Genomic DNA, 14,053 nt, shown 5'->3' with positions numbered 1-14,053 from the left:
CCGACACGCGCCACCCGGAACAGCAGCCCGCGTCGACTACCCGCACAATGGGTCGGTGCCCATCCGACGAGCTGTCGCGACGCCCTTCGCCGTGTGCGCCGCAGTGGCGACACTCCTCGCCGTGAGCGGCTGCGACCTGGCCGACCGGGAGGAGCGATCGCGGACCGACGAACCGGCGTCCACAGCATCGCACCCGCCACTGACATCGACGGAGCCGGAGTCGCCCGGCGGCGGACGGTCGAAGCTGCGCACCAGCACGGTCACCCTCGACGGCGCGGTCCTGCGCGTCGCCGCACGGAAGGCCGTCGTGGTGGAGGCGGACGAGGGCACCCCGGGCCTGCAGACAGTCACCCTCAGCCTCGCCCCCGGCGGCGCGGCGCGCCTCGCCCTCGTCTCGCCCGGCGCACTCGACGTCGACACCGACGGCAGCATCACCGTGCTCGACGGCAACGGCACCCCCGTCGCGGCGGTCGGCCCGCCCGCACCGCCGTCGGGCACCGAGGACGACGCGCCCCGCATCGAGGTCACCGACACCGACGCCACCCACGCCCGCGTGGCGGTGGACGACCGGATCAGGCGGGCCCAGGGGACCGGGGCCGCGGGGGAGGCCGGCCCGGCCGGGCCGCTGCGGGTCACGTTCGTCGTCGGCACCCAGGCGATCGATAGCGCGACCTGGGGAGAGAACGAGGGTGGGCGCTCGCTCGCCGTCGACCCGGCGGACTGGGCCCGGCACGCGGGCCAGGCGGGCGTCGACCTGATCCGCACCCAGCTCGTGGCCGCCGAACCGGACGCCGGGACCGCCACCATGGGGGACCAGCTCGTGTGTCACGCCGTGGGCGCACCGGACAAGGCCACGTGGAACCTCGAGCCCTGGCGGCCCGACGTCGGCCTCATCCTCACCGCCACCGCGCAGTGCAACCCGGTCTGAACCCGACCACCCTGCTGAACGAGTCGTGACCCAGTCGTGACCAGGAGCGACGCGATTCGAGGTGCGAGCGCGGGCGGGTTGGGGTTTCCTGGAGAGGAAGGCGAGGCAGGCTCGCCACACAATCTGATGAGCCCCAGCTCACCTGGACCTCACTCGTGGTGTGCGCTCGCAGGCGTCCCGGCGTCGTGTGCGGGCGCCCGGCAATCCACGGTGGATCCCCTGGGATCAGGCATTTTTGCTCCTCGGAGACACCTTGGCAGGGAGGCTCCTGATGACCCGTGTACTAGTCGTGGGATCGATTGTGGCCGTGGGTTGCGGCGCACTGCTCGGCCTCGCACTCGCCTACCAGTTCCTACCGCTCACGGTGCTCGCCATCCTCCTCGGACTGGCGGGCACTCTTGCCGTCGCCCGCGCGACGCCCGAACCGGCACCGCAGCTCCGCGCCCCGATCACGCTGAGCGGGCCGCTCGCGTTTCCGGTGGTGGAAGAGGACGAGGAGTCCGCTGCCGAGCCCATCCCGGCTCCCGTGCAGCAGCTCCCCGTCCCCGCCGTGGCAGTGGTACCCGACGCCGCGTGACCGCGAGCGTCAGGCCTGCGCGGCCTCCCGCTTGCGGAGCTCCTTCTCGCTGACCGGCGCCGTGCCGCTCGCCCGCAGCTCGCGGTAGTAGGCGCGCGCCTCGTCCTGGCGCGCCTTCTCCGAACCGTCGGCGATCGGGGCGCGCAGGTGCTCCTGCGAGAAGCCCCAGGCGTCGATGACGTCGAGCACGTGCGGACGGAGCTCCTTGAGCAGCCGGTCGATCGTCGCCGTCACGGCCTTCGCGCGTCCCGTCGAGATGCGGCCGTTGGTCAGGTGCCAGTCCAGGTGCCGCTCGATGGTGGTGAGACCGTAGATGTCGCGGAGCAGCGTGAGCACCCGGCGGGTACCGGCGTCGGACACCGTGGCGATCGCCTTCGTGAACGCGTCCCAACGCAGAAGCTCGGCCCACGCCTCCGCGGACCCGAGGAGACGCACCTGGTTGTCGTCGAAGATCCCCTGCGCCCGGATCGAGTCGGCCTTGAGCGCGGGCCGCATGCCCATCGCGACGTCCGCGACCATGCCCTCGTAGCGGCCGGCGAGCAGCCCGCGCTGCACGTCGGCGTCGAGCAGGCGACCTGCGGAGCGCGCGCCGCCGCCGTCGGCCACGGACTGCCCGATCCGCTTCAGCGGGACCTTGTGCAGCAGCGCGTCCTTTGCCTGCCCGGCCACGATGCCCGCCATGCCGGCCGGGGTCTTGGCGGCCTTCGCCAGCTTCTTGCCGTGGTCGCCCACGAGGCGCTTGGCCGCGAGCTGCAGCAGCACGTGGTTGTCGCCCTCGAAGGTGGCGTAGATGTCGAGGTCCGCGCGCAGGCTCGTGAAGCGGTTCTCGGAGAGGAAGCCGGCGCCGCCGCAGGCCTCACGGCACTCCTGCAGGGTGTCGAGGGAGTACCAGGTGGACGTCGCCTTGAGCGCGGCCGCCGTCGTCTCGAGGTCCTCGCGCATGGCCGGGGTGTCCTCCCGGCCGGAGAACACCGCGTCGAACAGGTCGAGCAGCTCGTCATGCGCGAAGTGCATCGCGTACGCCTCGGCGATGCGGGGGAAGAGGCGACGGCGGTGCGTCGCGTAGTCGAGCAGCGTCAGCTCGTCGGCACCGGCCGACGGCGAGAACTGTCGGCGCTGGTCGGCGTACTTCGTGGCGATCGCGAGGCCGATCTTGGCCGCCGTGATCGCCGCGCCGTCGAGCGAGACGCGGCCCTGCACCAGGGCGCCCAGCATGGTGAAGAAGCGGCGGCCGGGGCTGTCGATCGAGGAGGAATAGGTGCCGTCCGCAGCCACCTGGCCGTAGCGGGCGAGCAGGTCCTGCCGGGGCACGCGCACGTTCGTGAAGTGCAGCTTGCCGTTGTCGATGCCGTTGAGGCCGCCCTTCTGGTCGTCGTCCTCGCCGCCGACGCCGGGCAGGAACTCCATGGTCTGCGGGTCCCGGATCGGCACATAGAAGCAGTGCACACCGTGGTCGACGCCGCCCGTGATGAGCTGCGCGAACACGGTAGCGGCGACGCCGTGCTCGGCCGCGTTGCCGAGGTACTGCTTCCACGCCCCGCGGAACGGGGTGTTGAGCAGGAACTCCTCGGTCTCCGGGTCGTATGTCGCAGTGGTGCCGATGGAGGCGACGTCGGAGCCGTGGCCCGTCTCGGTCATCGCGAAGGCGCCGGGGACCGACAGGTCCATCGCGCCCGGGAGGAGCCGGTCCTGCTGCTCCTCTGTGCCCAGGTGGAGGATCGCGGCGGCGAAGAGGCCCCACTGCACGCCGGACTTGATCTGCAGCGACGGGTCGGCGACGACGAGCTCCTCGAAGCCCACCAGGTTGGCGCCCGCTTCGTCGCGGCCGCCGAGACGCTCCGGGAAGGCCCGCAGGACGTGGCCGTAGGGCACCATCTGCTTCATCTGGGCGAGGGTGATCTCCCGGTGCTCCTCCTTGGTGAGCCCCTCCTTCTTCCAGAGCTCGGGATGCTCGGCCACCATGCGACGAGCCTCGGAACGCGCCTCGGGCCAGCGGCCGAGCAGCATCTGCTGCAGCGCGGGCACGTCCACTCGGCCGCCCGACGCCGGACGGGCAGCCTCGGGCTTGGGCGCGGCGACCTCGGGGGCCGCCGTGGTGGTCACGGGCTCAGAGGTGGTCGTCATCGGTTCTCCTCGGTGTTCAGCCGGGCGGGTGAAATTCTGCGTGTCGGGAGGGTATCGGGAAGCTGGGCCGGTTCAGGCAGTGGCGGGTGCGGCGCCGGGACGGTGGTGGTGCAGCACTCCCACGGGCCCGGTCCAGAGCCAGAGCGTCACGCGCTCGGTCAGCTCCTCGCGGGTCAGCGGCTTGGTCTCGGTGTTGCGGTGGCCGAGCCACCACTCGCCGGAGCCCCGTACGAAGCCGACGGCGCCGGAGGCCCAGGCCGCGGCGTCGGCGGGAGGGACGTCGGTGGCCCGCGCGAACGGCTCGGCCACGAGCTCGATCACCGAGTCGAGGTAGGCACCCAGCGGGTGCAGGTCGACTGCCGTGGTCGGCACGGCGGCGTCCGCCGCGTCGTCGGCCGGGGCACGGCGGCCGCGACGGCCGCTCTCGACCGGCGCCGGCTCGTTGCCGCCGATGGCGGTCCGGGTGACGAACCAGTAGACGTTGGGCGAGCTCTCGATCATCTCGAGATAGACCCGTACCATCTCGCGCAGTGCCATCTCGGGGCTGTCGGCACCCTGGGCGGCGGCGCGCAGGGTGTCGTGCATCTGCATCACTACCGTCTCGGCGACGGCGAGCCGCAGGCCCGCCTTGTCGTCGAAGTAGCGGTAGACGATGGACTTGGACGTGCCGGCGGCGGCGGCGATCTCGTCCATCGAGACCGCGGGCCCGAGGCGGTGCACGGCCTTGCGCGCGGCGCGGACGAGCTCTGCCCGACGCGCCGTGCGGTGGTCGTCCCAGCGGGTCGAACGACCGTCGACTCCGAGGCTCATCGGTCCGCCTCCCCACCGTGACTCGCTAGAGGTCTTGTGATTCGTCTCACGAGACTGAGAGTATCAGGTACTGTGAGTCCTGGGCACCATCCCGGGTCGGACCGGGTCGCGGCCCACCCTGGTCTCGACAAGGCTCGACCCATGAAGTCATCTGCCCGACGATGAGTGAGAAGGAACAGCGACGTGTCCACTACCCCCTCCCCCGTACCGTCCACGCGTGAGGCCGTCATCATCGGCGGCAACCGCATCCCGTTCTCCCGCGCCGGCAAGAAGTACGTCCGGACGAGCAACCAGGACATGTTCACCGCAGCGCTGGAGGGCCTCGTCGCCCGGTTCGGCCTGCAGGGCGAGCGCCTGGGTGAGGTCGCCGGCGGCGCGGTGCTCAAGCACAGCAAGAACTTCAACCTGATCCGCGAGTCCGTGCTGGGCTCCTCCCTGGCGCCCACCACCCCGGCCTACGACGTGCAGCAGGCCTGCGCCACCGGCCTGGAAGCCGCCATCGCGGTGACCAACAAGATCAAGCTGGGCCAGATCGAGTCCGCGATCGCAGGCGGCACGGACACCGTGTCGGACGCGCCGATCGTCGTCAGCGACCGCCTGCGCTCCGCGCTCCTGGACGCGAACCACGCGAAGACGACAAGCGCGAAGATCAAGGCGCTGCTCCAGATCCGCCCCAAGGACCTGGCCCCGGTCTCCCCGACCACCGGCGAGCCGCGCACCCACCTCTCCATGGGTGAGCACCAGGCCATCACGACCGCCAAGTGGGGCATCACCCGCGAGGACCAGGACGAGGTCGCGTACAACTCGCACCAGAACCTCGCCCGCGCCTGGGAGTCCGGCTTCTTCGACGACCTGGTCACCCCGTTCAAGGGCTTGACCCGCGACGACAACCTGCGCCCCGACACCTCGCTCGAGAAGCTCGCGAAGCTCAAGCCGGTGTTCGGCGCCACGCTCGAGGACGCGGCCACGATGACCGCAGGCAACTCCACGCCGCTGACCGACGGCGCCTCCGCCGTCCTCTTCTCCTCGCGCGAGTGGGCCGAGGAGCGTGACCTGCCGATCCTGGCGAAGTTCGTGGACGCCGAGACCGCGGCCGTCGACTTCGTGCACGGGCACGAGGGCCTGCTCATGGCCCCCGCCGCCGCGGTGCCGCGCCTGCTGGCCCGCAACGGCCTCACCCTGGACGACATCGACTTCTTCGAGATCCACGAGGCGTTCGCCTCCACCGTGCTGACCACGCTCGCCGCGTGGGAGGACGAGGACTACTGCCGCGACGAGCTCGGCCTGGACGGCGCGCTCGGCAAGGTCGACCGCAGCAAGCTCAACGTGAACGGCTCCTCGCTCGCCGCGGGCCACCCGTTCGCCGCGACCGGCGGCCGCATCATCGCCACCGCCGCGAAGCTGGTGGCCGCGAAGGCCGCCGAGACCGGGCAGCCCGCGCGGGCGCTGATCTCGGTCTGTGCCGCAGGTGGCCTCGGCGCCGTCGCCATCGTCGAGTCCGCCTGAGCCCATAGCGCAACGGAGGGTGAGGGCCGAGGAACGAGGCACTCGCCCGCAGTGAAGCGCCGGGCTCAGGCGGCAGTAGATTCCGCCTGAGCTCGCACTCCCCGGAACTGGAAGGAAACTCGTGGCTGACAACTACACCAAGTTCGTGAACGGCGGACTCGGCAAGAGCCTCTCGAAGCAGCTGGGCCTCCCCCGTCCGGCGATCCTGCGCCGCTATGCGCCCGACGCCCCGCTGACGGTGGGCCCCGTGCTCGTCGTGTCCGACGACGCCTCGGCCGCCGACGCCGACACGCTCGCCAAGGCCCTCGTGACCTGGGACGTCGACGTGCGCCGCGCAGCCGACGACGCCGGCGACGTCCGCTGGGGCGGCGTCGTGCTCGTGGCCACGGCCGCCGAGTCCCCCGACGCCGTCTCGGAGGCGGTGCTCGCCCTGGGCGGCACGCTGCGCAAGCTCGCAGGCAACGGCCGCGTCGTCGTGGTGTCCCGCGCGCCCGAGGCCGGCGACTCGCCGACGCTCGCCGCGACGCGGGCCGGCTTCGAGGGCTTCACGCGCTCGGTCGGCAAGGAGCTGCGGGGTGGCGCCACGGCGAACGGTGTGCAGCTCACCGGCGGCGCCGCCGTCGACTCGGCCTCGGCGCTCGGCACGCTCCGCTTCTTCCTGTCCGCCAAGTCGGCCTACGTCGACGGCCAGGTGCTGCCCGTCGGACCGTCGGAGGCGCCGGCCGACGTCGACTGGAACCAGCCGCTGGCCGGCAAGGTCGCCGTCGTGACGGGAGCCGCGCGCGGCATCGGCGCGGCGATCGCGCGCACCCTGGCCCGCGACGGCGCCAAGGTCGTGGTCGTGGACGTTCCCGCCGCGGGCGAGTCGCTCGCAGCCGTCGCGAACGAGATCAAGGGCACCGCCGTGCAGCTCGACGTGACGGCCGCCGACGCCGGAACCCGGATCCTGGAGGCCGCCCGCCACCTCGGGGGCCTCGACATCCTGGTGCACAACGCGGGCATCCTGCGCGACAAGCTGCTCGCGAACATGAAGCCCGCGCAGTGGGACGCCGTCATCGCGGTGAACCTGGCCTCGCAGCTGCGCATCAACGAGCAGCTCCTGGCCGCGGGCGTGGAGGGGCTGCGCATCGTGTCGCTTGCCTCGACTTCCGGCATCGCGGGCGGCAAGGGCCAGACCAACTACGCGTACTCGAAGTCCGGTGTGATCGGCCACACGGCCGCGACGGCGCCGCTCGTGGCCGAGCTGGGCGGCACCGCGAACGCGGTGGCGCCGGGCTTCATCGAGACCGAGATGACGAGGTCGATCCCGTTCGCCACGCGTGAGGTGGGGCGGCGTGTGATCCCGTCGCTCCAGCAGGGCGGCCTGCCGCTCGACGTCGCCGAGGCCATCGCGTTCCTGTCGTCCCCGGTGGCCGGCGGCGTGAACGGCCAGGTGCTGCGGGTCTGCGGCCAGTCCATGCTGGGCAAGTGACGGCGGTGACCGTGACCGGAGCACCGGCGTCGTACGGCGTCACCGAGCTGGCCGAGCTGCCGAAGCTGGGCGGGCTGTTCGTGAAGGGCGTCGCAGGATCTGCCGGCAAGCGCCCGAAGGGGGCGGTCCGGCTGCCCGAGACGGCCTACCAGGTGGCCGACGTCGACACCGCGGGCGAGGCGACGCACCTGGCGGCGTACCAGCGCCTGCTGGGTGAGCCGTCGTCCGAGGTGCTGCCGGCCGGGTTCCTGCACGTGCTGGCGTTCCCGCTGGCCACGGCGGTCATGGTGCGGGGCGACTTCCCGCTGCCGCTGCTCGGCATGGTCCATCTGCGGAACGTGGCGCGGGTGCTCCGGCCGGTGCGCCTGGGCGAGACGCTCGAGGTCCGGGCCTGGGCGCAGGGCGCCCGCGCCCACCGCCGCGGCGTCCAGGTGGACCTGGTCGCGGAGGTGCTGGTCGGCGGCAAGCTCGCCTACCAGGGCGTGTCGACGTACCTCGCCAAGGGCTTCACGGCGCCCGACGGCGGGGCTGCGGCCCAGGAAGCGCCCGACGCCGCCCCAGCCACCGACACCCCGCGCGAGGAGTGGACGGCGCCTCTGCCGACCGCCCGCTGGACGCTCGGCGGCGGGACCGGACGGGCGTACGGCGCGGTGTCGGGCGACCAGAACCCGATCCACACGTCGAGCCTGGGCGCCAAGGCGTTCGGGTTCCCGCGAGCGATCGCGCACGGGATGTACACGGCGGCGCGAGCGCTTGCCGAGGTCGGCCCGGCCCGCCGCGGAGACACATACGAGTGGACCGTCGAGTTCTTCAAGCCGGTCCTCCTCCCGAGCACGGTCGACGTCGCGATCCGCTACGTGGAGGACCTGCCCTCGGCGGCCGACACCGAACTGGCCCCGACCAGCGAGGACGGCTCGGCGAGGAAGAGCTTCGTCTACGACGGCTGGCGCTCCGGCAAGAACACCCGCCACTTCCAGGGCACCGTCACCCCCCACTAACCGAGCTGCCGACTACGCACGGTCCGCCTCCAGAACACGATCAGGCTTGAAGATCGCGCAATTTCCGAGCCTGATCGTGTTCTGGAAGCGGACTTCCAGCGCTACACCACAGCCTCGGCGAAGTAGAGCGTCCGTCCGGACAGACGCTCTACTTCGGCGGGGTGGGGGTGGTCGCCAGGCGGGGGAGGAGCAGCTCCTCCCAGAGGATCGCTCGCTTGGGGCGGAAGAAGCCCGAGTGGCCGATGCGGCTCAGGCCGTGGTCGGCGCCGCGCATCTCGACCAGCTCGATCTCCGCGTTCGGGAACTCCCGGCTCCAGTACCGGATGGAGTCCGGTGTGATCAGCTCGTCGTCGGCGGTCCAGAGGGCGGTGATCGGCGTCTGGACCTTTGCGAACCGGTCCCGGAGCTCGGGGTGCTCGCTGAACAGGTAGTCCGGGTGCAGGCACCAGCGGCCCCACTGGCGCATGACGCCGCCCGGCAGATCGTCCAGGATGCGGAGCCGCCGGCCCGGGTAGTAGCCGAGCACCGCGATCGCGGCCGGCGCGACGACCCGCCACAGCAGCGGCGACCAGGTCTTGATCGTCGGGGCGGCCTTGCCCCGCCAGCCCGTCCCCGACGCCACCATGACGCAGCGGTCCACGCCGACGTCGGACAGGAAGCCCAGGCTCTGGCCGCCGAACGAATGGCCCACCCAGGTCAGCGGGACGCCCGCGGCGTCGGCCCGGGCGCGGGCGTGACCGGCGGCCACCTCGGCGTCGTGGTACCAGTCGAGGGCGGTGACCGTGGAGTCCCGCATCGGGCCGTACAGCTCGGGCTCCGAACCGCGGTACGAGAAGGTGAGCACCGCGAAGCCGCGGTCCGCGAGCCACGCCGCGAGGTGCCGGTAGAACCGCATGGGCATGGCCATGGCGGGCGCGATCGCCACGACGCCCACCGGGGCGCCGTCCGGCAGGAACCAGCGGCCGGCGACCGGCCCGCCGTCGGCGGCGGGAAAGCTCACGTCCTCGGTGCTCACGTGCCGGAGGCTATCAATCCCGTATCCTCGGCTCGGCGCTGCGAACTTCGTCCGGCGGAAGGATGCCATGCTCGGCGACGTGCTCGGCCTGACCAAGTCCCAGTCGCTCGCCTACCGCGACCTGGTCGGCTCCCCGTCCCTCGACGCGGCGGAGCTGGGGCGCCGGCTCGGCTGCGACCCGGGCGACGCGCTGGACGTGCTCCGGGCGCTGGAGAGCCACGGCCTGGCGACCCGGCAGAGCGCCGACGACTCCCGCTTCCAGGCCGCTCCCCCCGAGATCGCCCTGGGCGCGCTGCTCGCCCGCCGCAAGGACGAGATCCGCGCGGCGCAGGAGGAGCTGATCGAGCTCGAGGGGGAGTTCCGGCGCTCGTCGGCGCTGCGGCCGGCGACCGACGTCGTCGACGTGGTGCGCGGGGCGGACGCCGTGAAACAGCGCATCATCCAGCTCCAGCTTGGCGCGCGCGAGACCGTCGAGTCGTTCACCAAGCCGCCGGTGTTCGTGATGCCCGCCGACGAGAACACCGCCGAGGACCAGGCGGTCGCGCGCGGCGTCCGGTACCGGGTGGTGGTGGACCGCGTGTTCCTCGACACCGGCGTGCTGGGGGTGGACGACGTCGCCGAGGCCATCGAGAACGGCGAGGACGTGCGCTTCTCGGAGCGGGTGCCGATCAAGCTGTTCATCATCGACTCCCGGCTCGCGTTCGTGCCGATCCAGACCGTCGTCGAGGCGGGCGCCGAGGGCGCGGACCTGGCACCCGACCTCGTGGGCGCGCTTATCATCCACCCGTCCGGGCTGCTGGACGCCCTCATCGCCCTGTTCGAGAGCGTGTGGCGCGACGCCACGCCGTTCAACCCGCCGGGCGAGGAGGCGCGACAGTCCGGCCTCGACCGGGAGGACACCCGCATCCTCTCGCTCATGCTGGCCGGGCTCACCGACCAGTCGGTGGCCAACCAGCTCGGCCTGTCCCTGCGGACCGTGCAGCGACGCGTGAAGGTGCTGATGGGCACCGCCGGAGTCTCCACCAGGATCCAGCTCGGCTGGCACGCCGCACGTAAGGACTGGATCTGACCGCACGCTCCATGGCAGCGTGTGCGACATGACCACACTGGCGTGCATCATCCGTCCATCGATCCCGCCGTCCCGCATCGTCCCGCTCGCCCGCGCCGTCGAGGCCGCGGGGATCAAGGAGATCTGGCTCTGGGAGGACTGCTTCCAGTCGGGCGGGATCTCCGCAGCCAGCGCGATCCTGGCCGCCACGGAGCGCGTCCGCGTGGGGATCGGCGTCATGCCGACGCCGCTGCGGAACGTGGCGCTCACCGCGATGGAGGTCGCGACGGTCGACGGGATGTTCCCGGGCCGGCTCATCCCCGGGATCGGGCACGGAGTGCAGTCGTGGATGGCGCAGGTGGGGGTCAAGGCTGCCTCGCCCCTGACTCTCATGCGCGAGTACGCGACGGCGCTGAGCGCACTGCTCGCCGGGGAGCGCGTGACGACGTCGGGCCGGTACGTGTCCCTGGACGACGTCGCGCTGGACTGGCCGCCCGCCCGGCCCGTGCCCGTGCCGGTCGCCGCGACCGGGCCGAAGTCCCTGCGCCTCGCGGGCGAGGTCGGCGCCGGCGTGGTGCTCGAGGGGTCCGTGGGTCTGCCCGGGCTGCCGGCCGCGCTCGAGCAGATCGCGGCGGGCCGTGCCGCCGCGGGCCACGGCGGGCTGGACGGCTTCCCGGTGATCCAGTTCGTGTACGGCGGGACCGGGCCCGGCGCCGCCGAGCGCCTGCGCGCGGAGCTCACCGCCTGGAACACGGACGTGGCCGACGACGAGAAGCTGGCGGGCTACGCCGTGTGGGGCGACGCCCAGGCGCTGGCCGACGGCGTGCGGCGGTTCGGCACGGCAGGCGCGGACACCGTGGCCGTCTACGCGGCGGAGGACGACCCCGACTTCGAGGGACTCATCACGGCACTGGGCGGGGCCAACGAGCTGCTGGGTCAGGACTAGCACCGCCGGGCTCGGGCCCGCACAACGCGACACCGGGGCCGCACTGCCTCATCGGACGGTGCGGCCCCGGCGGCGTCGTACGTGCCGGCCGGCGATCAGATGTCGCGCGGCGGCGGCGCGAACGAACCCGACGCGGGAACCGCGTCGGGAGTGCTGACGGGCTCAGCGGCAGGCGTGGCAGCGGCGCCACCGCCCGACGAGAGGGTGCCGAGGAAACCCTCGACGCGCGGCCGCATGGGGCTGATCAGAGCACCGCCGACACCGACGATCAGAATGCCGGCCAGCGTGGCCAGGAATGCCACGAGGATGGGCATTGTCACCGTCGTGGCGACACCGATCTGGTTCACGGCGGCAATAACACCCAGCGCGATGATGAAGAACGAGACAGCCTTCGCCACAAGAGGGCCGTAGGAAACGCGGCCCATGGCGTTGAGAATGAGATCCTTCACCGCATTAGCGATGGCGCCCGCGATCACCACGATGACTATCGCGACGACCAGGCTCGGGAGCCAGGCGACGATGTCGTTGACTATCGCGCTCACCGGGTTGGTGGGCCCGAACGCGCTCAGCGCGAGCTGGAGCGTGATGAGCAGGATGAAGTAGTAGATGATCTTCGTGAGCAGCGAGATCGGCTCGATGCCCGTGCCGGCGAGGAGCCTGGTGGCCCCGGCTCGCTCGAGAACCTTGGTGAAGCCGATCCGCGTCAGGATCATCCCGACGAACCGGGCGATCGCCTTGGCGATGAAGTACCCGATGAGGAAGACGACCAGGAACACGAGGAGCTTCGGGATGAAGCTCGCGACCGCGCTCAGCGCGCTGGTGAGCGGCTCCAGCCAGTCGACCGCGTTCGGCACCACGGGACCTGCATTGAGGAATGGCATAGTTCTCTCCCCCTTCGAGACCTTTCTTGTCACCTCTGGCACGCCACGGTGGCGCGCCGTAAAGGTGCCGGCACTCCTCGAACATATGCCGGAGAAGCGCATTCTGCGCGGCGGAATGTGCCGCCGAGCATCAGGCCCGCCGGGCACGAGCGCATAGCCTGGCCGGATGACTGCCTTGCATGAGCGGACCGCCGTCGAGCTCCGCGATCTCCTTGCTGCCGGGGAGCTGACGCCCACCGAGGTCACCGAGTACTTCCTCGACCGGGTGGAGCGGCTCAACCCCGAGATCGGCGCCTTCGCCACCATCACCCCCGATCTCGCCCGGGAGCGGGCGGCGAGCCTCGGCAGGCGCCCAGGCAAGGGTCCCGGCGAGGGCGAGCCCCCGGCGTCGGGCAGCCTGTGGGGCCTGCCCACCGGGGACAAGGACCTGTGGAACCGCGCGGGTGTGCCGACCGGCTTCGGGTCGCGCGCGTTCGCGGACATGCCGCCGGCCCAGGAGAGCGACGAGATAGTCCAGGTGCTCGACGCCGCCGGGATCGTCAGCCTCGGCAAGACCGCGGCGCCCGAGCTGGGCTTTCCCGCCTATACCGAGCCCCTCGGCGCCCCGCCGGCGCGCACCCCGTGGGACCTGACCCGCGGGGCGGGCGGGTCGAGCGGCGGTGCGGCGGCCGCGGTGGCGGCGGGCATGCTGCCGTTCGCGCCCGGGTCCGACGGCGGCGGCTCGGTCCGCATCCCCGCGGCCGCCTGCGGCGTCGTCGGCCTCAAGCCGACGCGCGGGCTGCTGCCGGTGGGCAGCGGCATCGACTCCCTGGGCGGGCTGGTCGTGAACGGGCCGATCGCGCGGACCGTCGCCGACGCCGCCCTCCTGCTGGAGGCGATGCTCCCGCGGCGCGCCGGGGGCGACGTCGCGCACCCGTACTCGCTCCGGGCGCCGTCGTACGCGGCGGGCGCGTACCTGGCGGCCGCGCAGCGGGCGACGCTGCCCGCACCGGGGACCGGGACCCGGGCCGGGGAGCGCGGGCTGGGCGACGGCGTCGCGCGGATCGGGGTGACCACCTCGTCGGCGTGGGACGGGTTCTACGCCATCACCGTGTCGCCCGAGGCCCGCGCCGCGCTCGACGCCGGCGTGCGGGCCCTGGCCGGGCTCGGCCACGAGATCGACGAGACAGTGCTGGCCGAGTCACCCGAGTACGCGCCGGCGTTCCGGACCCTGTGGATGGGCGGCGCCTCGGCGGTGCCCATCGACGACGCGGAGACGCTCGGCCGGCTGGAGCCGCTGACGCAGTGGCTGATCCGGTCGGGCCGGGAGGTGCCCGCGCGGCAGCTCGCCGAGGCGATGCGCACGCTCACCGGTTACGAGCGGTCACTGGTCGCGCAGGTCAGCGCGTACGACGCCGTCGTCACGCCAGCCCTCGCGCTCACGCCCCGGCCCATCGGGTGGTACGACGCCGAGAACCCCGAGCGGAACTTCGAGCAGCAGTGCCAGTACACGCCGTTCACGTCGATGCTGAACGTCGCCGGGCTGCCGGCGATCACGGTGCCGACACACTGGACCGAACCCACCGCCGACGCTCCTGCCGGGCTGCCGATGGGCGTCCAGATCATCGGGCGGCCGGGCGGTGAGCTCACCCTGCTGGCGCTGGCCGCGCAGCTGGAGGCGGCGCTCCCGCGCCCGCACGCCTTCCCCCTTTGACCCGGGGCGGCGAAGTAGAGCGCCTGTCCGCCCTGTGCCCGGATTGATCCGGGCGC

The 14,053-nt window shown here is 72.3% G+C and carries 12 protein-coding genes; 8 read left to right on the top strand and 4 right to left on the bottom strand.

The genetic code is table 11. From position 1 onward, the window contains the following. The first annotated feature begins 55 nt into the window (after positions 1–55). Both ACFT2C_RS19710 and ACFT2C_RS19705 read left to right on the top strand, forming a co-directional pair. Positions 56–928: a DUF2599 domain-containing protein gene (locus tag ACFT2C_RS19710; RefSeq protein ID WP_377208773.1), complete on the top strand. Its 873-nt coding sequence runs from the start codon at positions 56–58 to the stop codon at positions 926–928. A gap of 271 nt (positions 929–1,199) precedes the next feature. Beyond that, positions 1,200–1,505, top strand: a complete 306-nt coding sequence (locus ACFT2C_RS19705) for a hypothetical protein (RefSeq protein ID WP_377208772.1) — start codon at positions 1,200–1,202, stop codon at positions 1,503–1,505. Between the two features lie 9 nt (positions 1,506–1,514). Here ACFT2C_RS19705 and ACFT2C_RS19700 read toward each other — a convergent pair whose 3' ends face one another. Both ACFT2C_RS19700 and ACFT2C_RS19695 read right to left on the bottom strand, forming a co-directional pair. Next, the gene (locus tag ACFT2C_RS19700) at positions 1,515–3,629 is read right to left on the bottom strand and encodes an acyl-CoA dehydrogenase (RefSeq protein WP_377208771.1); all 2,115 of its coding nucleotides are present in this window, start codon (positions 3,627–3,629) and stop codon (positions 1,515–1,517) included. Positions 3,630–3,701: 72 nt separating this feature from the next. Further along, positions 3,702–4,439 (bottom strand): TetR/AcrR family transcriptional regulator, encoded by a 738-nt coding sequence (locus ACFT2C_RS19695; RefSeq protein ID WP_377208770.1) that lies wholly within the window; start codon positions 4,437–4,439, stop codon positions 3,702–3,704. 183 nt (positions 4,440–4,622) lie between these two features. Here ACFT2C_RS19695 and ACFT2C_RS19690 point away from each other — a divergent pair, with 183 nt between their 5' ends. The 3 genes from ACFT2C_RS19690 to ACFT2C_RS19680 all read left to right on the top strand — a co-directional run bounded on the left by ACFT2C_RS19690 (position 4,623) and on the right by ACFT2C_RS19680 (position 8,414). Beyond that, positions 4,623–5,945, top strand: coding sequence for an acetyl-CoA C-acetyltransferase (locus tag ACFT2C_RS19690; RefSeq protein ID WP_377208769.1), 1,323 nt, complete (start codon positions 4,623–4,625; stop codon positions 5,943–5,945). A 121-nt stretch (positions 5,946–6,066) separates the two neighbouring features. Further along, positions 6,067–7,416 carry a 3-oxoacyl-ACP reductase gene (locus ACFT2C_RS19685; RefSeq protein WP_377208768.1) on the top strand — a complete coding sequence of 450 codons (1,350 nt, stop codon included), beginning with the start codon at positions 6,067–6,069 and terminating at the stop codon, positions 7,414–7,416. A gap of 11 nt (positions 7,417–7,427) precedes the next feature. Next, a complete protein-coding gene (locus ACFT2C_RS19680) occupies positions 7,428–8,414 on the top strand; it encodes a MaoC family dehydratase (protein WP_377208767.1) in 987 nt (328 codons plus the stop codon). Between the two features lie 148 nt (positions 8,415–8,562). On the opposite strand, the gene ACFT2C_RS19675 is transcribed toward ACFT2C_RS19680, so the two are convergent. Further along, entirely contained in the window at positions 8,563–9,429 is an 867-nt protein-coding gene (locus ACFT2C_RS19675) for a serine aminopeptidase domain-containing protein (RefSeq protein WP_377208766.1), read from the bottom strand. Positions 9,430–9,496: 67 nt separating this feature from the next. Here ACFT2C_RS19675 and ACFT2C_RS19670 point away from each other — a divergent pair, with 67 nt between their 5' ends. Both ACFT2C_RS19670 and ACFT2C_RS19665 read left to right on the top strand, forming a co-directional pair. Beyond that, positions 9,497–10,498, top strand: coding sequence for a helix-turn-helix domain-containing protein (locus ACFT2C_RS19670; RefSeq protein WP_377208765.1), 1,002 nt, complete (start codon positions 9,497–9,499; stop codon positions 10,496–10,498). A gap of 28 nt (positions 10,499–10,526) precedes the next feature. Beyond that, a complete protein-coding gene (locus ACFT2C_RS19665; protein WP_377208764.1) occupies positions 10,527–11,423 on the top strand; it encodes an LLM class flavin-dependent oxidoreductase in 897 nt (298 codons plus the stop codon). Positions 11,424–11,518: 95 nt separating this feature from the next. On the opposite strand, the gene ACFT2C_RS19660 is transcribed toward ACFT2C_RS19665, so the two are convergent. After that, positions 11,519–12,304, bottom strand: a complete 786-nt coding sequence (locus ACFT2C_RS19660; RefSeq protein WP_377208763.1) for a hypothetical protein — start codon at positions 12,302–12,304, stop codon at positions 11,519–11,521. Between the two features lie 166 nt (positions 12,305–12,470). On the opposite strand from ACFT2C_RS19660, the gene ACFT2C_RS19655 reads away from it, so the two are divergent. Beyond that, positions 12,471–13,997 carry an amidase gene (locus ACFT2C_RS19655; protein WP_377208762.1) on the top strand — a complete coding sequence of 509 codons (1,527 nt, stop codon included), beginning with the start codon at positions 12,471–12,473 and terminating at the stop codon, positions 13,995–13,997. Positions 13,998–14,053: the final 56 nt, after the last annotated feature.

It is taken from the genome of Promicromonospora sp. NPDC057138 (assembly GCF_042670845.1).
In the GTDB taxonomy this organism is placed as follows: Bacteria; Actinomycetota; Actinomycetes; order Actinomycetales; family Cellulomonadaceae; genus Promicromonospora.
This window is presented reverse-complemented; position numbering and strand designations above follow the sequence as displayed.

What these genes read in the sequence shown, in the direction of transcription:
- ACFT2C_RS19705 (WP_377208772.1), top strand. Translation starts at nt 1,200, where the DNA reads ATGACCCGTGTACTAGTCGTGGGATCGATTGTGGCCGTGGGTTGCGGC.
- ACFT2C_RS19700 (WP_377208771.1), bottom strand. Translation starts at nt 3,629, where the DNA reads ATGACGACCACCTCTGAGCCCGTGACCACCACGGCGGCCCCCGAGGTC.
- ACFT2C_RS19695 (WP_377208770.1), bottom strand. Translation starts at nt 4,439, where the DNA reads ATGAGCCTCGGAGTCGACGGTCGTTCGACCCGCTGGGACGACCACCGC.
- ACFT2C_RS19670 (WP_377208765.1), top strand. Translation starts at nt 9,497, where the DNA reads ATGCTCGGCGACGTGCTCGGCCTGACCAAGTCCCAGTCGCTCGCCTAC.
- ACFT2C_RS19665 (WP_377208764.1), top strand. Translation starts at nt 10,527, where the DNA reads ATGACCACACTGGCGTGCATCATCCGTCCATCGATCCCGCCGTCCCGC.
- ACFT2C_RS19660 (WP_377208763.1), bottom strand. Translation starts at nt 12,304, where the DNA reads ATGCCATTCCTCAATGCAGGTCCCGTGGTGCCGAACGCGGTCGACTGG.
- ACFT2C_RS19655 (WP_377208762.1), top strand. Translation starts at nt 12,471, where the DNA reads ATGACTGCCTTGCATGAGCGGACCGCCGTCGAGCTCCGCGATCTCCTT.